The sequence below is a fragment of the Solirubrobacter soli DSM 22325 genome (genome assembly GCF_000423665.1).
GTDB classification, from domain to species: domain Bacteria; phylum Actinomycetota; class Thermoleophilia; order Solirubrobacterales; family Solirubrobacteraceae; genus Solirubrobacter; species Solirubrobacter soli.
Genome location: NZ_AUIK01000001.1, coordinates 838,336 through 861,546 on the forward strand (window position 1 = coordinate 838,336; position 23,211 = coordinate 861,546).

Genomic DNA, 23,211 nt, shown 5'->3' on the forward strand with positions numbered 1-23,211 from the left:
GACCCCGGGCTCAGAGCGAGTCGACCGCGACGGCCTCGGCGCGGCCGAAGTACCAGAGGCCGGAGGCCCCGACGCCGACGATCAACACACCCACCCACGCGAGGCCCCAGGCGCTCACGATCCCCGCGTCGAAGAGCCCCCAGCGGAACAGCTCGACGACCGGTGTCATCGGGTTCACCGTCGCCAGCGGGCGCCAGGTCTCGGGAATCGCGCTGAGCGGATAGATGACGGGCGTGATGAACATCCAGAAGCCGAGGCCGTATGTGAGGCCATAACGGATGTCGCGCGCGTTCGCTCCGAGGATCGACGTCCAGATCCCGAACGTGAGCGCGAGCGCGGCGGACAGGCCCAGCGCGGCGACCGCGGCCAGCAGCTGCGCGCTCAGCTCGATGTGGATGGGGTCGCTGAAGATCGCGTACCCCACGAGCGCGAGTACGAGCAGCACGAGGTAGACGCTCAGCTCCCACAACGCGGGAGCGAAGCTCGCGATCGGGATCAGGAGGCGCGGGAGGTAGATCTTCGTCAACAGCCGGCGGTTGATCTCCAGGCTGCGGGTGCACCAGATCAAGCCGCTGTCGAACAGCTTCCAGGCGGCGGTGCCGGCGAGGAAGAAGACGGGGTACGGGATGCCGTCCGACGGCGCATTGAGCAGCGCGCCGAACACGAGCGCGCGCGACGCGACGTCCATCAGCGGGCGCAGGAGCAGCCAGACCCGGCCGAGCACGGTGCGGGCGGCGAGCTTGTCGATCGCGCGGTCGCCGAAGAAGCCCATCAGGCCGCGGTAGCGGACGAGCTCGCGGAGGCGCTCACCGACCCCGGCGCGGCGCGGCTCGATCACGTGCACTTCGTCATGCGCCCCCGTCGGGGACGTGCTGAGGCCGCTTGCCATCGCAGGCAGAGGCTAGCGGGGCTGCTTCTACCATCTCGCGCCGTGCGCGTCCTCTTCGCCATGCAATATCCCGGCTATCTCCGGTATTACGACTCGACCGTCAAGCAGCTCACCGAACGCGGTCATGAAGTCCTGATCGTCTTCGACACCCCGCACAAGCAGGCCGAGGGGCTCGAGGCGCTGGAGGGCGTGGACGGCGTCATCAATCTCGGCACGCTGCCGCGCCGGGCCGACATGTGGGAGCACTTCGCCGCCAACCTGCGCGGCACGCTCGACTATGTGCGCTACCTGCTCCCGGAGTACGAGCAGGCGCAGTACCTGCGCCGCCGCTGGGAGCGGTTCGTGCCGCCTTCGATGAGCTGGCTCACGCGCCTGGATTCGCTGCCCGTCTGGCAGGTCCGCGCGGCGCACCGCGTGCTGCTGGCGTTCGAGCGCGCGATTCCCTCCAGCCAGCGCTTCGAGGGCTTCCTGCAGGCGCTCCAGCCCGACCTCGTGATCTGCACGCCGCTGCTGACGACATTCGGGCAGACCGATCTGATCAAGAGCGCCGGCGTGTTGGGGATCCGCACGATGATGGGCGTCGCGAGCTGGGACCACCTGACGACCAAGGGCGTCATCCGCGCCGATCCGCAGCGGCTGCTCGTCTGGAACGAGCGCCAGCTCGAGGAAGCGCAGCGCTACCACCGGATCCCGCCCGAGCGCGTGGTCGTCACCGGCGCGCAGAACTTCGACAAGTGGTTCGCGCGCACGCCCTCGCGCGACCGCGCGGCGTTCGCCGAGCGCGTCGGCCTGCCCGGCGACAAGCCGTTCGTGCTGTTCACGGGGTCGACGGCGTCGATCTCCGAGCCCGATGCCGAGCTGCAGTTCGTCCGGCGCTGGATCGAGACGCTGCGCGCCTCGGAGGACCCGCACGTGCGCGACCTGGCCGTGCTCATGCGCCCGCACCCGTACAACTCAGCCCACTGGGCCGAGGCGGACTTCGGCGACGTCGACGGCTTCGCCGTCTGGCCGCGCAACGGGGCGAACCCGGTCAACGAGGACGATCGCGCCGACTACTACGACTCGCTGTACCACGCCGACGTCGTGGTCGGCGTGAACACGAGCGCGATGATCGAGGCCGCGATCGCGCGTACGCCCGTGCTCACCGTCCGCGACGAGCACTTCGCCGAGACCCAGGACGGCACGTTGCACTTCCGCTACCTGCTGCTCGAGAACGGCGGCTTCGCGCGGTCGGCGCAGACGCTGCAGGAGCACACGGGGCAACTCGCCGACGTGCTCGCCGAGCCCGAGCGCATGCAGGTGGCGATCGAGAGCTTCCTCGGCTCGTTCGTGCGCCCGCACGGTCTCGACCAGGACGCGACCCCGCTGGTCACCGACGCGATCGAGAAGCTCGCCGCGCGCGGACGCACCAAGCGCCTCGTCCCGCCGGTCTGGAACCTCCCTCTGCAGGCGGTCATGTGGCCGGCGGCGTGCTGGCTGCGGCTGCGCTACGAGGCCATGAAGGTCGTGCACGTCGGCCGGGCGGTCAAGCGCACGACCAAGGCCCGGCTGGCCCGCCACGACGCCGAGGCGCACGGTTGAGCGAGGGTCCGGTCGCCGTCATCGGCGTCCCGCTGTACAACGGCGGCGCGTTCTTCGAGCGCGCCATCGGCTCCTTGCTGTCCCAGACCGAGCGGCGCCTCGCGCTGGTCCTCGTGGACGACGGCTCGTCCGACGGGACGGGCGAAGCCGCCGAGCGCGCCGCCGCCCGCGACCCGCGCGTCGTCTACGTGCGCAACGAGCGCCGGCTCGGGCTCGTCGGCAACTGGCGCCGCTGCTACGAGGAGGCGATGACCCGCTTCCCGCAGGCCGACTACTTCGCCTGGGGCAGCGACCACGACGTCTGGGAGCCCCGCTGGCTGGAGGAGATGATCGCCGCGCTGGAGGCGCATCCGGACTGCGTGCTGGCCTACCCGTACAGCGTCCGCGTCGGTCCCGACGGCGAGCACCTCACGCACCATCGGCGGTACTCCAGCGCGCATATGCGCGACCCGCTCGATCGCCTCAAGCACACGTTCGCGGCGATGGCCGCCGGCAACAAGATCTACGGCCTCTTCCGCACCGACGCGATCCGCCGCGCGGGCGTGTTCCGCGACGTCCTGCTGCCTGACCGGCTGTTGCTGGCGGAGGCGTCGATCGAAGGCGGGTTCGTCGAGGTCCCCGAGATCCTCTGGCTGCGCCGTCAGCTCGGGCAGGCGACGATCGCCCGCCAGCGGGTCACGTTGTTCTCCGAACCGCCGAGCTACATCAACTTGCCGTGGTGGCTGCAGCACATCGGCGTCTTCACGCACGCGTACCTGATCCGCGGCGGCGGGCGCTCGCGGCGTGAGGGCGCCTACTGGAGCGCGCAGTACGCGCGGACGGTGCTGATGTTCCAGTACCGGCGTACGCGGCGCCGGCGCCGGCTGCCGTTCGCGCTCCAGCGCAAGCATCTCCGGAAATGGGTGCACCGGCACTTCATCGCCCCGGCGGCGGAAATCGTCGCCAGTACCCTCGAAGCTATGCGTTTCCCGCTCCGGCGCCCCGCGAGGCCTGAGGCCGATCCGGCGCCGCTCACCGTCGCCCCGCCCCCCACCCCGAGTGAGGATGTCGCGTACTCGCGCGCGCCGACGGTGGTCGAGGCGCAGCTGACGGAGCTGACCACCGAGCTGGGCACGGTGAAGAAGACGCTGATGGCCGGGATGAACCGGGTCGCGCAGATCGAGGAGTCGATCGCCGACAGCCGGCGCGCGATCGTGCGCCAGGAGGGCGCCCGCGTCAAGGTCGAGGACCCGCGCTTCACCGAACTGGTGCGGCCGGTCGTGGAGTCGGAGCGGACGATGCTCTCGGTCCCGCGCCTGTACACGCTGTACAACGCGGTCTCCAACTCGGCACGCCCCGGCGTGGCGATGGCCGAGGTCGGAACCTTCCGCGGCGGCACCGCCTATTTCCTCGCCTCTGCCGCCGCCGAGCGGCTCGGCGAGGAGGTGCCGCTGTTCGTGTTCGACACCTTCGAGGGCCATCCCGAGCACAAGATCACGTCCGAGATCGAGCCCGAGCAGTACGTCGGCAACTTCTCCGAGACCACCTTCGAGGACGTGCGCGAGTACCTGTCCGGCTTCGAGAAGGTCCAGGTCATCGCGGGCGAGGCGACCGCGAGCCTGCGCGAGCTGCCCGACCAGCAGTTCGCGCTCGTGCATCTCGATGTCGACCTCTACCTGCCGACGCTCGAGTGCCTGCGCTACTTCGTCGAGCGGCTCGTGCCCGGCGGCGCGATCGTCGTCGACGACTTCGGCGCCCCGAGCTGCCCCGGCATCATCCAGGCGGTCGACGAGTTCCTCGCCGAGCACGCCGAGTTCGCGTGCTGGCCGATGCTGACCGAGCAGGCGGTGTTGGTGCGCAAGTGAGCACCGCGATCGACGCCTCCGAGCTCGCCAAGCGCTACCGCGTGCGCAAGGGCGGCGGCGGCACGCTGCCGCCCCTGCTGCCGTGGCTGCACCGGCGCCAGTCCGCCTTCGTCAAGGAGGTCTGGGCGCTCGAGAACGTGTCGTTCAAGCTCGAGGCAGGGGAGCTGCTCGGGATCGTCGGGCCCAACGGCGCCGGCAAGTCGACCCTGCTGAAGATCCTCGCGCGGGTCACGCCGCCGACCTCGGGGCGGGCGGTCGTCCGCGGGCGCGTCGTGTCGCTGCTCGAGCTCGGATCGGCGTTCCAGGCCGAGGCGACGGGCCGCGAGAACATCTATCTCAACGCGGCCTTGAATGGGATTCCACGCGCCGACGTGCGCCGGCGGATGGATGAGATCGTCGCCTTCGCCGAGCTCGAGGACCACATCGACCTGCCGGTCGGCAAGTACTCGAGCGGCATGTACCTGCGGCTGGCGTTCTCGGTGGCGATCAACATGGAGCCGGACGTCCTGCTGGCCGACGAGGTGCTCGCGGTCGGCGACATCGCGTTCCAGGAGCGTTGCCTGCGGCGCGTCGAGGAAGAGGGCAAGCGCGGCCTGACCGTGCTGTTCGTCTCCCACGACATGGACGCGATCCGGCGCCTGTGCTCGCGCGCGCTGTGGATCCAGAGCGGGCGGGTCGTGCAGGACGGCGACTCGGACGAGGTCACCGAGGCCTACGAGTCCTCCGCCTGGAAGGCGACGGGAGCGAAGTCGCTCGACAGCGGCGCACACGTCCACGAGGCGGCCGAGTTGCTCGACGCCACGCTCGCCGGCCCCACCGGCGCGCAGATCGGCGCCGTCAGCGTCGACCAGGACTTCTACGTCAACGTGCGCTTCGCGGTCCGCCGCCCGGGGGTCGGGCTGCGCGTGGTGCTGGTCTTCCACGTGCGCGGGGCGATCGTCTTCCGGGTCGTGCAGCCGACGGTCGAGGAGATCGCCGAGCCCGGCAACGTGACGATCCGCGCCCGCGTCCCGGGCCATCTGCTCGCCGACGTCGACTACACGGTCAAGGCGAGCGCCTGGGTGCACTACCAGGGGACCGAGAGCACGATCGTCCGCCATCAGGCGCTCGGGTTCCGCGTCTACCAGAGCGAGCGTGCCGACACCGCGCGCGGCGACTACGAGTGGCCGCTGGGCGGCGTCCTGCAACCGCGGCTCGACTGGGAGACGATCGGCGAGCCGCTGGCGGTCGACGCCCCACGCTGATGCGCTTCCTGTTCACGACCCTCCAGTTCCGCGAGTCGGACTTCTACGGCCGCGTGGGCGCTGAGCTCACGCGTCGCGGGCACGACGTCGCCCACGTCGTGTACTCCCGCCGTGGGGCCGAGGCGCTGCGCCGTACCGGCGTGAAGGCGGAGTGCCTGACCGACCGGATGGCGGCGCTCGGCCCGATCGCCGACCCTGAGGGCGAGGGGCGGCGGATCGTGGAGCGCTACGGACTGCCGACGCTCCGTGACGTGTGGAAGACCGACTGGCCGTGCAACGGCAAGTCCGACGCGTACTGCGTCGAGCGCACGGTGCGCCATTTCCTCGCGCTGGAGGCGATCTTCGACGAGCTGGGACCCGACGTGGTCGTGCCCGAGGTGGGCTCGGAGACGATGCGCACCGCGACGCACGAGATCGCGCTCGCCCGCGGAGTGCAGGTCCTGTTCCTCTTCTACACCATCTTCGCGAACCCGCTTCGCCTGTACCGCAACACGATGCACGCGCCGATCGTCGGCGCCGACGAGCTGCGCGCGCTCAGCGACGCCGAGCGGGCGGAGGTCGACGCGTTCACCGCGCGCTTCACGGCGGCCGACAAGCCGATCCGCGAGTACCGCGCGGCCACGATCACGCCCGCCAAGCTGCGCGACTTCGGCCGCCACGTCGCGGTCTCGGCGACCGCGGACGCCGACAACGACTACCTGCAGCCGCACCGCTTCGTCACGAACGTGCTGCGCGAGCGCTCCCGCGCGGTCGCCGCGCGCCGGCTCTATGCGCCGCTCGGCGACCGGCCGTACGTCTACTTCCCGCTGCACGTGGTCGACGACTACAAGATCAAGCGCGTGATCCCGCACTGCTACGACCAGGCGTCGATCATCGAGCAGGTCGCCGACGCGCTCCCGCACGGGTACGAGCTGGTGCTCAAGGAGCACCCCATGTCGATCGGCCGCAACAAGCTCTCGCTGCTGCGGCGCGTGGCCCGGATCCCGAACGCGCGGCTGGTCGCGCCGCACACGTCGTCGCACGACCTGATCAAGGGCGCCGACGCGATCGCCGTGATCTCGTCGACCGTCGGCCTCGAGGCGCTGCTGTATGACAAGCCCGTGTTGACGCTCGGCCAGCCGTTCTACTCGGGCTACGGCGTGACCGTGGACGTCGACTCGTTCGCCGAGATCCGCACCGCCGTGCCCGCGCTGCTGCGCTTCACGCCCGACCACGAACGGACGCAGCGCTTCCTGCACGCCGCGATGCGCGCGTGCTATCCGGGCAAGCCGGTGTTGGTCGACGACTCCGACGCCAACGCGCTCGCGCTGGCCGGCTCGCTCGACGCCGCGGTCCGCGAGCCCGTCCCCGCGTAGTGGCCGCGCCCGGAACCACGCTCGGTTCTGGCGGGCCCCGCCCGCCCCTGCCGGCCCCCGGCCGGCACACACGTACCACCAGTATGCGAGCGCCGACCGTGGCCCGGCAGGAGCGACCGGTGATCTGGCCAGCGATCGACCGTGGTCCCGAGCGCGGCCACTAGGTTGCGCGTCGCCTACGACGAGACCGGGCTCGAGTTGGACGCGACCGGCTCGGCCCGCGCGGCGCGCTGCCTGCGCGACGCGCTGGAGCCGCTCGCCACCGTCGTCGGGCTCGCTCAGCCCTCGGGGCCCGGAGGCCGCTACGGCCGCGGGCTGATCCGCGAGCTCGCGTGGTACCCGTTCGGCCTGCCGCGCCGGGCGCAGACGGTGCGCGCGGACGTGCTCGCCTGCCCGATGCCGCTGGCGCCGCCACGGCGGGTCCAGGTCCCGGTCGTGCTGACGATCAACGACGGGATCGTGTGGGACCACCCGGAGTGGCTGACCCGCGCGCACGCGCTCCACGCCCGGCTCGTCCTCGCCCCCGCCGCCCGTGCCGCGACCCGCGTGCTGGTGCCGTCGCAACACACGCGCGAGCGGGTGCTGGCCAACGTCCGCGGGCTCGACCCGGAGCGCCTGGTCGTGACGCCTTATGGCATCGATCCGCGCTTCTCGCCCGGGCCGGGACCGGACCGCGCCCCGTACCTGCTGGCGGTCGGCACGCTGCAGCCGCGCAAGAACCTCGAGGCCGCGCTGCGGGCGTTCGAACGGCTCGACGGCGGGCATCGCCTGGTCGTCGTCGGCGCGCGTGGTTGGCGCGACGAGGAGCTGCTCGCCCGCGTGCACGGCTCGCCCGCGGCGGCCCGGATCGACCTGCTCGGCCGCGTCGACGACGACGAGCTGCTGGCGCTCTACCGCGGCGCGGCCTGCCTGTTGTACCCGTCGCGCGCCGAGGGCTTCGGCTTCCCGCCGCTGGAGGCGATGGCCTGCGGGACCCCCGTGGTGTGCACGGCGGCCGGCAGCCTGCCCGAGGTCACGGGCGACGCCGCGCTCGTCGTCGAGCCCGACGACGATTCCGGGATGGCCGCCGCCGTCGAACGGATCCTGGCCGATCCGGCGCCGTGGCGCGAAGCCGGGCTCGAGCAGGCCGCGCGGTTCAGCTGGGCGCGCTGTGCGGAGCTGACGGTGGCGGCGTACGCCGCAGCCGCCGCATGACCTCGTAGCTGGAGACGATCCCCGCGCTCAGGACCTGGTTGGCGAGGACCGCCGCGCGGTGGCCGTCGCCGTGCCGGCGCGCCTGCTCGGCGTGCTCCCGGAACTGCGTGCGGAACCCGGACATCGAGAGCGTGCCGTCGACCATCCGGAACGACGACAGGTAGCGGCGCAGGATCAGCGGCTCGTGCTTGCGGGCGATCCGGAGCTGGATGTCGTAGTCGACCGAGATCCGGTAGCGCTCGTCGAAGCCGCCCGACTCCGCCAGCGTCTCGCGCCGGAAGAACGTCGCGGGCGCGCTGATGAAGTTGTGCGTCAGGTACAGGTCGAGCGAGTACCGGTCCAGCAGCCAGTTCTTGTACGCCGTGATCGGCTTGCGGATCTCCTGCCCGGTGCCGTCGATGATCCGGCAGTACCCGGTCAGCCACATCGCGTCCGGGTGCTCGGCCAGCGCCGTGCCGACCGCGGTCAGCGCGCCCGGCTCGTACACGTCGTCGGCGTTGAGCTCGCCGATCACCTCGCCGGTCGCCATCGCGATGCCCTTGTTCAGCGCGTGGCTGAGCCCCCGGTCGGACTCCGAGATCCAGCGGATGCCCTCGGCCCCGCGCAGCAGCTCGACCGTGCCGTCCGTCGAACCCCCGTCGACGACGATGTGCTCGAGCCCCGGATAGCCCTGGGCCCGCACGCTCTCGAGCGTCGCCGGCAACGTCGCGACGGCGTTCAGGCAGGGCGTGATGATGGTGAGGGTCGGGAGCTCCGGCACGGCTACGAGGCTAGCTAGCCTGCTTCGCTTGCATGTCGCGCTCAGCCTCTTGACGCTCGATCCCGGCCACATGGGCGGGTCTGAGACGTACGTCCGGGGCCTTCTCGCGGCGTTCGCGGCCGGTGGTGGACCCGAACGGGTCACGGTGCTCGCGGGCGAGCAGGCGGCGCGCACGCTGGACGCCGGCGACGTGGTCGACGTGCGGCCGATCGCGTTCGCGCTCGGCCACGGGGCGGCGGGGCGGGCGGTCGGGCTCGCTCGCGGGCTCGCGTTCCCGCCCACGGCGGCGCGCGTCGTCGTGGACGGAGCCGACGCGGTGCACTTCCCGCTGACGGTGCCGATCCCGCGCAGCACCGCCCCCGCGGTCGTGACGCTCCACGACGTGCGCCACCTCGACGTCCCCGACACGTTCTCGGCGGCCGAGCGCGCGTACCGGCGCGTGGCGTACGACCGCGCGGCGCGGCGCGCCGCCCGCGTGGTCACGGTCTCCGAGCACGCGCGCAGCCGGATCGGCGAACGCCTCGGCATCCCCGTGGAGCGCATCGCCGCCGTCCCGCACGGCATCGACCACGAGCGCTTCACGCCCGCCGGCGACGACGGGCCGCTGCAGGGGCTCCCGCTGCCCGCCGAGCCCTTCGTGCTCTATCCCGCGAACCTGTGGCCGCACAAGAACCACGAGCGGCTGTTGGCGGCGCTGGCGCAGGCCCCGTCCGCGCCGGCGCTGGTGCTGACCGGCGCGACCTACGGACGCCTCGACGCGTTGCTGGAGAGCGCGCGGAGGCTCGGTGTCGGCGAACGCGTCCGTCACCTCGGGTACGTCCCGGCCGCCGCGCTCGCGCCGCTCTACCGGCGTGCGGCGGCCGTCGTGTTCCCGAGCCTGTACGAGGGCTTCGGGCAGCCGCCGCTGGAGGCCATGGCCTGCGGCTGCCCGGTCGCCGCCTCCGACGCGGGCGCCGTCGCCGAGGCGTGCGGGGGCGCGGCGCTGAGCTTCGACGCGCGCGACGTGACCGCGATCGCCGCGGCGATCACCCGCGTGACCGGCGACGAGCCGTTGCGCGACGAGCTGCGCGAGGCGGGGCTCGAGCGCGCGCGGGGCTTCACGTGGGCGCGTGCCGCCGCGCGGCACGCCGAGGTCTACGCCGACGCTATGCGACGCGGCGCAGGAACCCGCTCGGCGCGTACGTGATGTTGCGGCCGAGGTCGGACTCGTTGAACCGCCAGCTCGGCTGCTCGATCACGAACTCGGGATGCTTGGCGGCGAAGTCCTCGACCGCGGTGATCGGGTTGTCCTCGTCCCACGACGGCGTGCCGCGGGGCGTGTCGGCCACGGCGGCCATGATGCCGTCGAACGCGACCAGGTAGGAGCCGACGGAGACCAGCGGGGCGTACTTCTCGAGCTCCTCGGTCACGTGCTCGCGCGTGTGGTTGGAGTCGAGGATGACCAGCACGGTCTCGGCGTCGCCGACGTCCTCGCGCACCTGCGCGACGAGCCCGTCATCGACCGAGCTTCCCTCGTAGAGCGTGATCCGGTCGAACAGCGGGTGCGCCTCGATCGCCGCGCGGTTGTGCGCGCGGATGTCGATGTCGATGCCGATCACGCGGCCCTTGCCCAGGGCCTTGAGCAGCGACGCATAGAAGATGAGCGAGCCGCCGTGCGCGACACCCGTCTCCACGATCACATCCGGCTGCAGGGTGTGGATGATCTCCTGCATGCGGACGAGGTCCTCGGGCTCCTGGATCACGGGGATGCCCATCCACGTGAACGTGTAGCTGTGCTTCTGGTTCCAGCCGACCTTCAGCCAGAGGTCCGACAGCAGCTCGAAGCCCTCGGTCGAATACAGCGGCACGTCCGTGACGCCGCCGTCGTTCTCGATGGCGATGACCGCCTTGGTCGTGTCGATCGTGTAGTTCATGTTCTCCCTTGGTCTAGCAGCGTGGACCGACGCCGATCCCGGCCACCCGGATCCCGGCGCCTGAGATCCGCACGTCGATGGCACCGCGTTCGGCCAACCGCGGCAGGCCGACGAAGAAGCCCCGCGTCTGGTCGGCGCTCACCGAGCCCGTCACGGGCTTCGAGCCCTTGACCTTGACGTTCCAGGTCGCCGGCCCGGTCGTCGGTCCGATCAGCGAGATCGCCGCGCACTGGGCGCCGGGGCGCAGGCCGGTGCCGTAGAAGCGGACGGTCGCCCCGTCGCCCTCGGTGAACGCGCCGTTGGCGTCGATGCCCTTCGCGCTCCAGGCCATCGTGGCCGGCTTGGCGACCTTGATCAGCGCGATCGCGATGTACGGCGGCGCGGCCACGATGTCGCCGCGCACCCGCGCGGTGCCGACCGGGGTCGGGATCACGAGGTAGTCCGGCAGCGGCACGTTGCTGGTGATCTTGCCGGTGCGCTCGTCGAAGCCGACCTCGCCGACCATCTTGATGTTGGGCAGGACCGCGTTGCCGGGCGGGCCGAGCGCGTACACGCGGTCGATGCGCTGGTTGTAGAACTGCACCTCCTGCCAGAGCGGCCCGAAGCCCGGGGCGTTGCCGGCGCCCTCGAAGAACTCGCCGACCGTCGCCCCGGCGGGCACGTTCGTGTCCACGAAGGCGCGTTCGCGCGTGCTCGGCCCGGAGCGGCTCCCGGCGCCGTCGACGTACTTGCCGAGCGCGTACTGCGCCTGCAGCGGCACGCTGAACGCGACGATCGCGACGAGCACTGCGACGGGGGCACCGGCGATCCGCGTGGGCGCCCAGCGGATCGCGGCGGCGAGCGCGAGCCCCGCGACCAACAGGCTGAGCCCGACGAGCGTCAGCGGCGCGATCCCGTGGTCGCCGATCACCGAGCGCACGTTGAGCCCGATCGCGTTCGTATAGAACATCTCGACGGGCGAGACGAAGAAGCCGAACGGTCCCTGGTCGGGGTTCCACGACACCCGCAGCACGAGCAGCGCCAGCAGCACGGAGGCGATCGCCACGCCCAGCGCCGAGACCTCGCGGCGCGCGAGCGCCAGCGTCGCGGGCAGCAGGACGAGCGGGGCGAAGTAGATGACGTAGCGCTCGTCGGGCCCGGCGGTGTTGAGCGAGTACAGGAGCGCCAGCGACGCCACGGGCACGAGCAGCGCGAACGCGAAACGGCGCGGATCGCGCGAGCGCACGATCTGCACCGCCACCCACGGCAGCCCGATGACCGCCGGGAAGAACCCGGTCCCGATGACGACGCGCGAGAGGTAGCCGCCGAACTTCTCGAGCTCCTCGACGAGGTCGAAGCCCAGCTGGGTCTGGTAGCCGCCCGCGAGCCGCGTCTTCAGTCCGCCGACGCCGCTGACCAGCAGCAGCAGCCCGAACACGATCACCGCCCACACCACGATGTGGTCGCGCAGCACCTGCTTCACCCGCGCGGACAATGGGCCGGTGCCGGTCCGCAGCCCGGTCGCCGCGAGCACGACCGGCAACACGGGCAGCAGCAGGATCAACCCGCTGCGCGCCGCGGCCGCGACGACCAGCAGCGCGAGCGCGCGGACGTCCCGCAACGGGCTCGGCTTGGCGGCGGCCTCGACGATGCTCCACAACGCCCACATGCAGGCGGGGTAGGCGACGTTCTCGGTCAGGAAGCCGGTCGTGACGACGGCCCACGGGACGAGGATCGCGACCGTCGCGGGCAGCAGCGCCCAGGGCTTCGAGAGCCCCTGCGCGCGCCCGATCAGGTACACCGGGATCGCGGTCGAGACGTAGGCGATCGTGTTCAGGACCCGGCCGGCATTGAGCGAGGTGGGCGAGTCGAACAGGGCGGTCGGGATCGCCAGCAGCCACACCTCGAGGCGTTGCAGGCCGCGCCCGAACAGCGCGAAGTCGAACAGCCGCCCGGGGAAGCCGTCCTGCACCCAGCGGGCGAGGAAGACGTACTGGTTCTCGTCGTTCTGGAAGACGTGCGTCCCCAGGCTCCAGTGGGCCAGCCACAGCGTCACCACCGTGCCGATCGCGATCAGCCACGCCCAGCCCGGGATCGCGGCGAAGCGCGTGCGCCACCGCTCGGAGTCCCACGCGTACTCCGGACCGGAGCGCGCCGCGCCCAGCTGCGCGTCGTCGGCGACCAGCGCCGACCCGATCGCGCGCCACAGCGCGACCGGCACGAACGTCACGAGAGCGATCGCCAGCACCCACAGCCACCAGGCGCCGAAGGGCTTGAGCGTCGAGGCGTGCGTGGTCACCTCACCGAGGCGCGAGACGATGCTGTGCTGTCCGGACTCGAGGATCCGCAGCGGCAGCTCCCCGGCGAACACCTGATCGTTGACCTTCAGCGTGGGTCGCGCCGCCGCGCGGCCGTTCTCGTTGCCGACCAGCGCGACCGTCTGCGAGCCCGCGTTGCGCACGCAGAAGGTCCCCATCGTGTCGGTGGGCGGCGGCTTGAGCGGGACGTCGATCGCGCGTGTCGCGGTCCAGCCGCCGGCGACCTTGGCGCTCGTGCGGTAGCCGCTCTTCCCGTCGCCCGTCACGGTGATCTCGAGCGGCGGCGCGCCGCCGTCGCCCGCGATCGCGCCGAAGCGCGCGACGCGGCCGTTGTCGGCGAACAGGATCTGGTCGACGCACGCCTTCCACCCGCTCTGCAGCGGGACCGGCATCTGCGCGCCGGTGTATGCGGCGGGCGTCGACGCGATCACCTCGCGCGGCTTGGTCAGGTACCCGATGACGGGCAGTGCCGCGATGACCAGCACCGCGACGAAGACGATCAGCGGGCCCTTACGCATAGAAGCGCGTGAAGGTGAGCATCAGGCCGGACAGGTTCAGCGCGAGCAGGCCGCCCAGCACGAGCGCGCCGGCGAGCGCGCTCCAGCGCGGGCGCAGCGAGCTCACGACGAAGGCGACGGCGAGCCCGAACACGCTCACGAGCGGCAGCAGGTAGCGGCCGGTGATCAGCGGGTCCGGGCCGGTCGCGAGCGCGCGATAGGACGCCAGGTGCAGCAGCCCGAGCATCGACACCGCGATCGCCGCGAGCACGGCCAGTTGGGCCCAGCGGGCGCGCACCGCGGTCCAGCGGCCCACGAGGAACGCCGCCAGGCCGGCGAGGCCGATGGCGGCCACGCCCTGGATCAGCGCGTAGACCTTCGCCGGATAGCCGACCTCGAGGCTCGCGAAACGCCCGAAGAAGCCCTCGATGAACATCTGGTGGTACCCGTAGGACGGGCCGATGCGCGGGCCCATGAACGGCAGCCGCGGGAAGTAGAACTGCCACGTGTTGGAGATGAAGCCCTTCAGGCTCATCGCGCCGCCGTGGCTGATCGTGACCTCGCCGCCGTAGGCGCCCGTGTCCGGCGTGAGCAGGAAGCGATACGCCGCGGCCGCGACGGCCAGCAGCGCGACACCCGGCGCGAGCATGCGGCCCGCTTTCGCGATCGACGGCCGCCAGCGCAGCGCCACGATCACCAGCACGAGCGCCAGGGCGGGGAGCATCGCGATGCCGCGCCCGTGCGTCAGCGCCGAGGCGACGGCGAGTGCGCACGCGACGAGGATGCGGCGCGCGCTCGGGCCGCGGTTGACCAGCCGCAGCGCGGTGAACGTGAACGCGCTCCAGAGCGCGATCAGCAGGTTGTCGGCGTTGACCGTGCCGCTCATCATCGTCATCTGCGGCAGCAGCGCGACGCTCGCCGTCGCGAGCACCCGCGGCCACGTCGCGCGGAAGAGCTCGCTCGCGGCCAGCCACGTGAACGCCACGGTCAGCAGGAACAGCACGCCGCTCGACAGCCGCATCAGCGTCAACCGGTCCCAGAACGAGAACAGCGAGCCGATCTTGTACGGCACGACCTCGAACGCGTAGTACAGGGGCGGGTTCTTGGCCAGGGGGTTCGCGCCGGTGCCGTCCTTCGCCGCGGCCGGCCCGAGCGCGTCCAGCGTCTGCTGGAAGTGACGTTCCTCCACCTTCGACCACGCGGGGCGGGCGTCGGAGACGCCCGCGAGCTGGTTGAGGTTGAAGTAGTAGAGGGCGTTGGCGACCTGGGTCGAGTCCGGGTGATAGCCCGTCGTGACCGACGGCCGGTGCCCGGTCTCGGCCAGGTGCTGCGAGTAGTTGAAGTGCGCGGGCTCGTCCGGCCCCTGGAACGGCGCCAGCGTGAACGCCCAGGCGACGCTCAGCAGCGCCGCGACGCCGAGCAACAGCGCCAACGGGCGCGGGATCCGCCGGAGCATCCCTCGGCTAGCGCTTCCCAGACCGGCGAAAACCGCGCGATCCGAGCTGCGCGAACGCCTCTTCAGGCTCGTCGTCCGCGTCATTCCCATTCGCTTCGACCTCTTGCCGGCGCATCCGCTCTTCGAGCATCGCGATGCGCTGGGCCAGGATCTTCGTCTGATCGCTCAGGCGCGACACCGCGATCGAGAAGTGCAGCAGCATCCACAGCACGAACCCGAAGGCCACGATGAACAGCGCGTTCGGCGGATACGCGACGCCGACCGACTCGGCGATCTTGTCCAGCGCGCCGCGCCAGACCGCCAACGCCAGCAGGACCAGGCTCGACAGCAGCCACAACATCGCGTAGCGCTCGAGCAGGCGGCGCCGGCGGACGAGGTCGATCACGCCGACCAGCAGCATCGCGGCGACGCAGATGATCAGGATCTGGATGCGGCTCGAGTCCATCAGATCGCGTGCTCCGCGGGGACGTGCGCGGCGTCCGTCGGCCCCGGCACCGCGCGCCGGCGCAGCAGCCCGACGAACAGCGCGAGCAGGACCTTGATCATGTAGTACGCCGACTTGCCCGAGCTGATCGACGACTGGCCGCCGCCGCGGTTGAACATCCGCACCGGGACCTCGAGCATCCGCAACCGGTGGTTGTGGAGCATCAGCACCGCCTCGACCTCGGGATAGTCGTGCGGGTAGTCAGCCGAGAACAGCTCGATCGCGCGCCGGTTGTAGAGCCGGAAGCCTGACGTCGGGTCCGTGATCGTCTGCCGCACGATCCGCGAGAGCAGGAACGCGAAGACGTGGATGCCGGTGCGGCGCGAGATCGGCGGGAGGTACTGACCCGGCTCCAGGAAGCGCGACCCGCAGACCACGTCGACCGTCGGATCCTCGGCCATCACGGCCTGCAGCGTGGCGATCTCCGCCGGCTCGTGCTGGCCGTCGCCGTCGACCTGGATCATCCAGCGGTAGCCGTTCTCCTTGGCGAACACGAAACCGGCCTGCACCGCGCCGCCGATGCCGAGGTTGAACGGCATCTCCAGCACGTCCGCGCCCGCCGAGCGGGCCTCGGCCGTGGTCGCGTCCCTCGAGCCGTCGTTGACCACGATCACGTCGCACCACGGCGCCTTGGTGCGCACCGCGCACACGACGGAGGCGACGGTCGCGGCCTCGTTGAAGGCCGGGATGACTACGAGGTGTTCGTTTCTGACTCGGGTCACGCTGAGGTTCCGTTCCCCACAGACACGTTTCCGAGCGGGGAAAGTTGCGCGCAGCCGGGCGCAGCGACGCCGGATCAGCCTACCAACGGCCCTAGCGGACTCCTTCAGGCTGCGGCTCGGCGCAAGGCCCAGACGACGCCGGCCGGAACGCCCAGCACCGCGAGCGCGAGCAGCGGCCACAGCAGCCACGGTCCCACGATTCCCGGGCGGAACGCGCTCGCGCGGTCGACGATGTCGCCGAGGTGGGCGAGCGGCGTGCCGGTCGCGCCTTCGTAGAACGCGAGGTACGCGTCGGCGTCCACCGGCGCGCCGTCGATCCGGCCCTCCGGACGCGACTGGGTGCGGGTCTCGGCGGTCGCCGTCAGCGAGACTGGGGTGTTGCCGCGACGGGCGATGCAGACCGTGCCGAGCCGCGCGTCGGGCGGCGGGGTGATCCGCGGTGCCACCGTCGTCGCGTCCGCGTAGCCGGCGGGCACGGTGGCGCGCGCGCTGTAGCCCGGCGCCGCGAGCGTCACCGCCAGCTCCGGTCCGGGCGCGCCGCCGGTGATCGCCGTGAAGCGCACCTGGCGCGCGTCCGGCGGGATCGTGACGCGCGAGATGCACAGCGGCTGGTTCGCGGGCAGCGCGAGCGGGGTCACGTTGAACAGCGGCCGCGGCGAGGGTGTCGAGGCCACGAGGTCGTGGTCGCGCAGCAGGAACGGCACGAAGAACGCCGCCGCGACGAGGCACACGACGGCGGCCGCGACGGTGATCGGCCGCCTAGACATAGAACCGCACCAGGGTCATGCCGAGGCCGCTGATCCCGAGCAGCGCGCCGGTCAGCAGGAGCGTGGTGCCGGTCGCCAGCGAGGCGCGGCGCGGCAGCGCCCGCACGATCGCCGCGATCGCGAGCCCGAACAGCGGCAGCAGCACGAACAGGTAGCGGCCGACGATGATCGGGTCGCCGGCTTCGATCTGCAGGCTGCGATACGCGGCGAAGTGCAGCGAGGCGATCAGCACGACCGGCGCGGCCCCGAGCATCAGCGCGACGTCCCAGCGCGCGCGGATCGCCGCGCGGGCGCGGAAGAGGGTCACCGCGAGCGCGGCCAGCCCGGCGAGCGTCGCCACCGCGAGCAGCCGGTAGACCGTTTCCGGCCAGCGCACCTCAAGCGACGCGAAGACGCCGTAGAACGTGTCCACGAACGCCTGCTGGGCGCCGTAGTCGGGGCCGATCGCCTGGGTCATGAACGGCAGCTTGGGCAGGTAGAACTGCCACACGTAGGACACGAACTGGCGCACGTCGAAGCCCGCGCCGCTGGTCGAGTCCAGGACGCCGAGGCCCGCGACGAGCGCGAGGAGCACGCCCGCCGCCGCGACCGCGGCCCCGCCGACGAGCACCTTCGTGCTGAAGCGGTGCCGTAGCCCGAGCCCCGCCGCCAGCAGCGCCAGCAGCGCGAGCGGGGCGCCGCGCGGGTGGGTGAGGACCGCGGCCGCGGCGAGCGCCGCCAGCCCGCCGGCGGTGAGCGGCGTCAGCCCGCGGCTCACCACCCGCACCGCGAGCGTCAGGAACAGCGCCCAGATCGCGGTGAGCAGCGGGTCGGGCGAGACGCCCGCGACGACGAACGCGAACTGCGGCTGGACGGCGACGGCGCCGGCCGCGATCGTGCGCGCCCAGGTGTCGTCGCCGAAGATCTGGCCGGCGAGCCGCCAGGTCAGCGCGATCGTCAGCAGGTAGAGCGGCAGGTTCGCCAGTCGCATCGCGAACAGCCGGTCGAAGAAGTCGCCCCAGGACGCGAGCTCGTAGGCGACCCCGGCGTACAGGTACGAGCCGGGCGGGTTGCGCGAGGCCGTGTTCGGGCCGGTCTTCGCGTCGCGCGCGTCCGGCCCGAGCGTGCGGTCGTGGGCGTGCCACAGCCGCTCGTCGAGCCCGGTCCAGTACGGGCGCGCGCTGAGGTTCCCGACCAGCGGGCGCAGGCCGGCGTCGAGCCCCACCGCCTCGAGTTCGGGCGAGAACGGATCGCCGTCGCCCTCGAGCGGCGGCCGCTCGTGCGTCTCGACCAGCCGCTGCGTGTACGCGAAGTGCACCGACTCGTCCGGCGCCTGCAGCGCGGGCAGCACCAGCATCCAGGCGAGGAACTGGACCGTCGCGACGAGGAGGAGCGCGACGAGCGGCGCGCGCGTGGCCGCGCGGGGCCGCGCCTCGCCGCCCAGCCGCGTCCCGGCGCCCGGCCGCGCCTCGCCGCCCCGCGGCTCGCCGCCCGGCCGCGCCTCGCCGCCCCGCGGCTCGCGGGCCGGCCCCGTCCCGGCGCGGGGCGGCGTGGCGTCGGCGTCGCTCATGGGCGCGCGGCCTCGAGGCCCGCCTCGACCGCCGCGGCGGCCGCTTCCCACGTTCTCGTCGCCGCCCACGCGTGGCCGGCCTGCGCGCGGGCGCCGCGTTCGTCCAGCAGTCGTTCGAGGGCGCTCGCGAGCGCGCGCGGCGTCGGGTCGGCCAGCTCGATCGGCGAGTCGCCGAACGCGGCCTCGGTGCTCGGCGTCCTGAGCTCGACCGCGGGCAGCCCGCAGGCGACCATCTCCTGCGCGACCAGCGAGTGGTTGGTGAGCGAGAGGACGAGCCCCGCGCTCGCTCCGGCGTACGCGCGGGCGACCTCCGGCGGGTCGAGGATGCCGAGCTGCGTGAACGGCGTCTCCAACGGCGCCGCGTCGCCGTACAGCGCGATCTCCGTCTGCGGGCGGCGGGCGTGCAGCTCGTTCAGCGCCAGCAACCCGAGCGGGACCGCGCGGCGCGCCGTCGCGGCGCGGGCGTAGAAGAGGACGCGGTCCGCGCGGGGGACGTCCGGCTGCGGGCGGTAGGTCGAGTGGTCGATGCCGAGGTCGAACGGCGTGGCGATCAGCCCGCGCGCACGCATCCGCTCGGCCAGCCATGTCCCGGCCGTGATGGCAGGCAGCCGGAACGCCTGCTCGGCCCACAGCCGCTCCGCGGACGCCGGGTAGAACTCGGGCTCGTCGTCCTGCACGAGGTGGGCACGCGCCTCGCAGCCCTTCAGCCGCAGGACGGGCGCCACCGTCTGCCAGCCGGTCGCGACCGCGACACCGGCTCCGCTCCAGGCGCTCAGGTCGTCCTGGACGGGCGCGTCGAACGGTCCGAAGAACGCCTTGAACGCGGCGGCGCCGCCGGAGGTCTGCTGCGGGTCGTGGATCCACAGCTCGCACGGATGGCCGCGCGCCTCGAGCCCGCGCACGAGGTTGGAGATCGTCGTGTGCCCGCCGCTCCCGCGCCGGAACCCGGGGACGATGAACGCGACCCGCCGGTCCCCGCGCGCGGCGACGAGCGGGACGACGCCGTCGCGCTCGAGCGCGGCGATGTCGGCGAACGGCGTGACGAGATCCTCCGGCGTCTTCTGCGCCGCGACGAGCTGCGTGGTCAGCCGCCGCGCGGGCGAGCTGCGCAACGCGCGCTGTGCGACTGCGCTCTGGGCGAGGCGTTTGAGGCGCGTCATCTCCGCACCGCGCGGCGGGCGGCGCCCCACGCGCGTTTCGCCGGGCGGGACAGCCAGCGCGCGCCCGGGCGTTGCAGCGCGCGGTCGACGGCCATGATCGGGGCGGCGCGGTAGCGCAGGCGGTCGCGTTCGGCCGCGACCAGCGCGTGGCGCTCGATGCCGCCGCGCAGCTCGGCCAGCAGCCGCGCGTCGAACGGGCGGCCGGCGAGCGGCTCGCGGCGGGCGATCTCGCGTAGCGCGGCGGCCATCACGGTGCCCTGCTGCGACCACGACGGCCAGCCGCGGGCGGTCGCCAGCGCGCCCCAGCGCAGGCGGTGCAACAGCGCGTTGTCGGTGGCGAGCAGGTCGAGCGCGCGGGCGGTTCCGCGCGGGTCGTCCCAATCGACGACCAGCCCGTTCTCGCCGTGCTCGACGTACTCCTCGTGGCCGGTCACGGCGGTGATCACGCACGTCGCGCCGCGATGGAAGCCCTCGAGCGGCGGCCCGAACATCCCCTCGACCCGCGAGAGCTTGAGGACGACGTCGTGCTCCTCGTAGACGACGGCGAGCTCGCGCTGGGACACCGGTCCGAGCGCGATGTCGGCGCCGGGCAGCTTGCGCGCGTCCGGCGTGATCGTCGTGACGATCCTCGGCGCGCGCATCTGCTGGACCGCCTCGAGCGCCTCGCCGACGCCCTTGAACCACACGCCCGGGTTGCCCTCGATCAGGATCCGCAGCGGCTCGCCGCCGCCGCGCACGGCCGGCGCGGCGACCGGGGTGAAGACGTCCTTGTCGATCCCGTTGCGGACGAGCAGGCAGCGGCGCTCGGGCATCAGCGACTCCAACGCTTCAGCGATCCACCGTGCTTCGGTGATGACCTCCAGCGGCAGGTCGTACGTCAGCGCGGCGGCGAGCCGCGGCGCCTCGTGCGGCATGTAGAAGCGGTCCTCGAGCGACTGGACGAAGTACGCGTGGCGCCCCGCCTGCAGCTCGAGCGCCGCGCCGAGCGTCTCCCACCACGTCGCGACGACGACGTCGTAGCGCAGCGCCCGCGCCCGCTCCATCCCGTGCACCGCGACCTCGGCCAGGCCGGGGAAGCCCCACTCCGGCTCGGCCTGCTCGCGCGCGAGCACGAGCTCGACGTCGAAGCCGTGCTTGCCCACGAGCTGGCGCGCGTGCTCGATGACGACGCCGACCCCGCCCGAGAGCTGCAGGTCGTTGACGACGAACGCGACCCTCACGGAAAGTCGAGCGGCGCGGTGGTCGGCGTCTTCCCGAGCTTGGTCTCGAGCTCGTTCATGTAGCCGCGCCACTCCCCGAACTCGCGCTGCGCCCACTGGATGCGGTCCTCGTAGAACGCGAGGTTGGCCTCGCGCTGGCGCTCCCAGCGGCGCTGCTCGGCGAGGTCGGTCTGGGCGACCGCGCTGCGCGGCAGGATCTCGCCCGCCCGGGCGCCGAACGCGACGAGGTAGTGCGAGGGGACCGCGTCCGGCAGCGGCGCGAAGGCGGGCGCCTCGAGCGCCGACGTCCCCTCCGGCACGATCGACGATCCCTGCATCGGCACCTGCTTGGCGACGACGTGGTCGGCGGGCAGCAGCCGGCGCAGCTCCTCGAACGCTCCCTCGCCCCACATCGTGGTGTGCCAGGGGGACTCGATCGGCCAGAACGCATCGTTGGGGACGCTGGCGACGACGGTGAAGTCGCGCTGGGTCGCCAGCTCGACGAGCAGCTCGACGACCCCCGTGTAGCGCTCGAGGTGCTCGATCACCTCGAAGCACGTCGCGACGCCGTCGCGGGCGTCGCCCAATGCACGCCGCACCTCGTTCAGGCCGTCCTCGGAGGCCAGATCGGCGACCACCTCGACGGTCGCGCCGGCGGGGACGTCGCGGGCGGCTTCGTGCAGCGCATCCTCGGAGGCGTCGACGAGCACGGCGCGCGCCGCCCCCTCGCCGCGCAGCGCCGCCGCGGCGGCCACGCCGGCGCCGCACCCGAGGTCGAGCCAGACCGGCGCGGAGCGGACCAGCGGAGCGGCCGTCTCGTAGCGCAGCTGGTGCTCGATCCGGATCGACGGCGGCGTCTCGCCGGTGATGCGCTCCTGCCATTGCATGGCGGCCAGCGTACACTCACCCCCCGTGCGGAGATCCTTGCCGACGGCGCCCGCGAGCATGCGTACGCCGATGTCGGCGGGTCCGATCGTGGGCTGGGGACGCGGCCCCTATCCGACCCCGCGGATCGGCGCCGCGCTGCGGCTCGCGTTCGTCGGCCAGGCCACCTACTTCGAGGCCTGCGCGCTCGACGAGCAGTCCGCGCGGGTGCGGACGCGCTTCTTCGAATACCGCGCGGGAGCCGACGCCGAGGCGATGCTCGCGCACGTCCGTTCGTTCGCCCCACACGTGGTCGTCGTGTTCCGCCCGGAGGTGCTGCCGCCGGGGATCTTCCACGGGTTGCGCGCCGCCGTCCTGGGCTTCCTGACCGAGCCGGTCCCCCGGACCCGCGGCAACCGCGCGCATCCAGACCTGAAGCGCCGCCGCGCCGCGCTGGCGGCGATGGACACCGGCAACGTCGACCGGCTCGTCGTCTTCGACCCGCTGATCGCCCCGACAGCGTCGGCGTTCATGCCGGTCTGGCGCTCGGTTCCCCTGCCCGTGGCCGACTCGTTGTTCGGCCCGGTGCGCGTGGGCGGGGGCCGCCCGTCGATCCTCTTCGTCGGCCGTTCCACCGACCACCGCGAGCGCTTCCTGGCGCGCGCCAAGAACGAGCTGGACGTGGTGCACGCCGCCCACGGCATCGGCCCCGAGGAACTCGCGAACCTCGTCGCCCAGCACGAGATCGCCGTCAACCTCCACAACGAGCCGTACCCGTCCTTCGAGAACCGCGTGTGCCTGCACCTCGCGGCGGGCCAGCTGGTCGTCTCGGAGACGTTGTCGCCGACCCACGGGCTCGAGCCCGACATCGACTACCTCGAGGCCGCCGACCCGGACCAGCTCACCGCGATCCTCCATGCCGCCGTGCGGTTCCCGGCGGCGTATCTGCGGGTGCGGCACCGTGGCCGTCGCAAGGCCGAAGCGTTCCGCGCATCGCACGTCTACCCGCGGTTGGTGGACGACTTCCTGAACGACCTGCGGGTGTTCGGGACCGCGCGCTCGTAGGGGGCGTGGCATCGGTGGGCGGTCGCGTGTTGTGCTGCCGTGCCGGTATTCGGGGAACGGCTTGCGGTGAGGGGGCGGGGGCACAGAGCCAGCGGGTCCTCTCGCCTTTGTCCTGCTCGTCTATCGGCACGGTCGTTACAGATCGTGGTACCGGACACCCCTATCCGCTCTCGGCTGCCGTGAGCGGCATGAGGAACGTCCATCTGCACTTCGCGGGGGGTGGCGAACGTTTCGCCCCTGTACGGGGGCGAAACGTCGAACACCCCTACGAACGCGCCAGCTCGGACAGTGCGGTTTCGGTCGAGAGGCGCCACCACCGGCGAAAGTGATCACGATCGATCTCGCATGGTCTCCGTGGACCGTAACTTGAC

19 protein-coding genes are annotated in these 23,211 nt (G+C 72.3%); 7 read left to right on the forward strand and 12 right to left on the reverse strand.

Annotated elements, in window-relative coordinates:
* Positions 1–10: 10 nt before the first annotated feature.
* A complete protein-coding gene (locus tag G569_RS45365; protein WP_084284119.1) occupies positions 11–889 on the reverse strand; it encodes an ABC transporter permease in 879 nt (292 codons plus the stop codon).
* Between the two features lie 42 nt (positions 890–931).
* Here G569_RS45365 and G569_RS0103905 point away from each other — a divergent pair, with 42 nt between their 5' ends.
* The 5 genes from G569_RS0103905 to G569_RS45375 all read left to right on the forward strand — a co-directional run bounded on the left by G569_RS0103905 (position 932) and on the right by G569_RS45375 (position 8,107).
* Positions 932–2,470 carry a CDP-glycerol glycerophosphotransferase family protein gene (locus G569_RS0103905; RefSeq protein ID WP_028062446.1) on the forward strand — a complete coding sequence of 513 codons (1,539 nt, stop codon included), beginning with the start codon at positions 932–934 and terminating at the stop codon, positions 2,468–2,470.
* Entirely contained in the window at positions 2,467–4,314 is a 1,848-nt protein-coding gene (locus G569_RS63665) for a glycosyltransferase (RefSeq protein WP_028062447.1), read from the forward strand. Before G569_RS0103905 ends, G569_RS63665 begins: the two co-directional genes overlap by 4 nt.
* Complete coding sequence (locus tag G569_RS45370) at positions 4,311–5,558, forward strand: ABC transporter ATP-binding protein (protein ID WP_037494267.1); 1,248 nt, start codon at positions 4,311–4,313, stop codon at positions 5,556–5,558. Before G569_RS63665 ends, G569_RS45370 begins: the two co-directional genes overlap by 4 nt.
* The gene (locus G569_RS0103920) at positions 5,558–6,913 is read left to right on the forward strand and encodes a capsular polysaccharide export protein, LipB/KpsS family (RefSeq protein ID WP_028062448.1); all 1,356 of its coding nucleotides are present in this window, start codon (positions 5,558–5,560) and stop codon (positions 6,911–6,913) included. The genes G569_RS45370 and G569_RS0103920 overlap by 1 nt, the downstream gene beginning before the upstream one ends.
* 165 nt (positions 6,914–7,078) lie before the next feature.
* The gene (locus G569_RS45375; protein WP_053225809.1) at positions 7,079–8,107 is read left to right on the forward strand and encodes a glycosyltransferase family 4 protein; all 1,029 of its coding nucleotides are present in this window, start codon (positions 7,079–7,081) and stop codon (positions 8,105–8,107) included.
* On the opposite strand, the gene G569_RS62205 is transcribed toward G569_RS45375, so the two are convergent.
* The gene (locus G569_RS62205; protein ID WP_053225810.1) at positions 8,049–8,867 is read right to left on the reverse strand and encodes a glycosyltransferase family 2 protein; all 819 of its coding nucleotides are present in this window, start codon (positions 8,865–8,867) and stop codon (positions 8,049–8,051) included. The genes G569_RS45375 and G569_RS62205 overlap by 59 nt on opposite strands.
* A 28-nt stretch (positions 8,868–8,895) precedes the next feature.
* Between G569_RS62205 and G569_RS62210 the strand changes: the two genes are divergently transcribed.
* Positions 8,896–10,053 (forward strand): glycosyltransferase family 4 protein, encoded by a 1,158-nt coding sequence (locus G569_RS62210; RefSeq protein ID WP_053225811.1) that lies wholly within the window; start codon positions 8,896–8,898, stop codon positions 10,051–10,053.
* Here the strand turns inward: G569_RS62210 and G569_RS0103940 are convergent.
* From G569_RS0103940 to G569_RS0103985, 10 genes are all read right to left on the reverse strand, one after another.
* Positions 10,013–10,780, reverse strand: coding sequence for a cephalosporin hydroxylase family protein (locus tag G569_RS0103940; RefSeq protein ID WP_028062449.1), 768 nt, complete (start codon positions 10,778–10,780; stop codon positions 10,013–10,015). The genes G569_RS62210 and G569_RS0103940 overlap by 41 nt on opposite strands.
* A gap of 13 nt (positions 10,781–10,793) precedes the next feature.
* A complete protein-coding gene (locus G569_RS0103945; RefSeq protein ID WP_028062450.1) occupies positions 10,794–13,595 on the reverse strand; it encodes a hypothetical protein in 2,802 nt (933 codons plus the stop codon).
* Entirely contained in the window at positions 13,588–15,030 is a 1,443-nt protein-coding gene (locus tag G569_RS0103950; RefSeq protein WP_028062451.1) for an ArnT family glycosyltransferase, read from the reverse strand. The genes G569_RS0103945 and G569_RS0103950 overlap by 8 nt, the downstream gene beginning before the upstream one ends.
* A gap of 7 nt (positions 15,031–15,037) precedes the next feature.
* The gene (locus G569_RS45390) at positions 15,038–15,475 is read right to left on the reverse strand and encodes a DUF2304 domain-containing protein (protein WP_053225812.1); all 438 of its coding nucleotides are present in this window, start codon (positions 15,473–15,475) and stop codon (positions 15,038–15,040) included.
* A complete protein-coding gene (locus G569_RS45395; RefSeq protein WP_053225813.1) occupies positions 15,475–16,236 on the reverse strand; it encodes a glycosyltransferase family 2 protein in 762 nt (253 codons plus the stop codon). The genes G569_RS45390 and G569_RS45395 overlap by 1 nt, the downstream gene beginning before the upstream one ends.
* A 104-nt stretch (positions 16,237–16,340) precedes the next feature.
* Positions 16,341–17,003: a hypothetical protein gene (locus G569_RS0103965; protein WP_157591796.1), complete on the reverse strand. Its 663-nt coding sequence runs from the start codon at positions 17,001–17,003 to the stop codon at positions 16,341–16,343.
* Positions 16,996–18,552, reverse strand: coding sequence for a DUF2142 domain-containing protein (locus tag G569_RS0103970; RefSeq protein WP_157591797.1), 1,557 nt, complete (start codon positions 18,550–18,552; stop codon positions 16,996–16,998). The genes G569_RS0103965 and G569_RS0103970 overlap by 8 nt, the downstream gene beginning before the upstream one ends.
* A complete protein-coding gene (locus tag G569_RS0103975) occupies positions 18,549–19,712 on the reverse strand; it encodes a rhamnosyltransferase WsaF family glycosyltransferase (protein WP_157591798.1) in 1,164 nt (387 codons plus the stop codon). The genes G569_RS0103970 and G569_RS0103975 overlap by 4 nt, the downstream gene beginning before the upstream one ends.
* The gene (locus tag G569_RS45400; protein ID WP_053225814.1) at positions 19,709–20,932 is read right to left on the reverse strand and encodes a glycosyltransferase family 4 protein; all 1,224 of its coding nucleotides are present in this window, start codon (positions 20,930–20,932) and stop codon (positions 19,709–19,711) included. Before G569_RS45400 ends, G569_RS0103975 begins: the two co-directional genes overlap by 4 nt.
* Positions 20,929–21,798: a methyltransferase domain-containing protein gene (locus tag G569_RS0103985; RefSeq protein WP_169542059.1), complete on the reverse strand. Its 870-nt coding sequence runs from the start codon at positions 21,796–21,798 to the stop codon at positions 20,929–20,931. Before G569_RS0103985 ends, G569_RS45400 begins: the two co-directional genes overlap by 4 nt.
* 25 nt (positions 21,799–21,823) lie before the next feature.
* On the opposite strand from G569_RS0103985, the gene G569_RS0103990 reads away from it, so the two are divergent.
* The gene (locus G569_RS0103990) at positions 21,824–22,840 is read left to right on the forward strand and encodes a CgeB family protein (RefSeq protein WP_169542060.1); all 1,017 of its coding nucleotides are present in this window, start codon (positions 21,824–21,826) and stop codon (positions 22,838–22,840) included.
* Positions 22,841–23,211 lie beyond the last annotated feature (371 nt).

Coding starts and splice junctions, on each gene's coding strand:
- G569_RS45365 (WP_084284119.1), bottom strand. CDS start 889: ATGGCAAGCGGCCTCAGCACGTCCCCGACGGGGGCGCATGACGAAGTG.
- G569_RS0103920 (WP_028062448.1), top strand. CDS start 5,558: ATGCGCTTCCTGTTCACGACCCTCCAGTTCCGCGAGTCGGACTTCTAC.
- G569_RS0103940 (WP_028062449.1), bottom strand. CDS start 10,780: ATGAACTACACGATCGACACGACCAAGGCGGTCATCGCCATCGAGAAC.
- G569_RS0103945 (WP_028062450.1), bottom strand. CDS start 13,595: ATGCGTAAGGGCCCGCTGATCGTCTTCGTCGCGGTGCTGGTCATCGCG.
- G569_RS0103950 (WP_028062451.1), bottom strand. CDS start 15,030: ATGCTCCGGCGGATCCCGCGCCCGTTGGCGCTGTTGCTCGGCGTCGCG.
- G569_RS45390 (WP_053225812.1), bottom strand. CDS start 15,475: ATGGACTCGAGCCGCATCCAGATCCTGATCATCTGCGTCGCCGCGATG.
- G569_RS0103965 (WP_157591796.1), bottom strand. CDS start 17,003: ATGTCTAGGCGGCCGATCACCGTCGCGGCCGCCGTCGTGTGCCTCGTC.
- G569_RS0103970 (WP_157591797.1), bottom strand. CDS start 18,552: ATGAGCGACGCCGACGCCACGCCGCCCCGCGCCGGGACGGGGCCGGCC.
- G569_RS0103975 (WP_157591798.1), bottom strand. CDS start 19,712: ATGACGCGCCTCAAACGCCTCGCCCAGAGCGCAGTCGCACAGCGCGCG.
- G569_RS0103985 (WP_169542059.1), bottom strand. CDS start 21,798: ATGCAATGGCAGGAGCGCATCACCGGCGAGACGCCGCCGTCGATCCGG.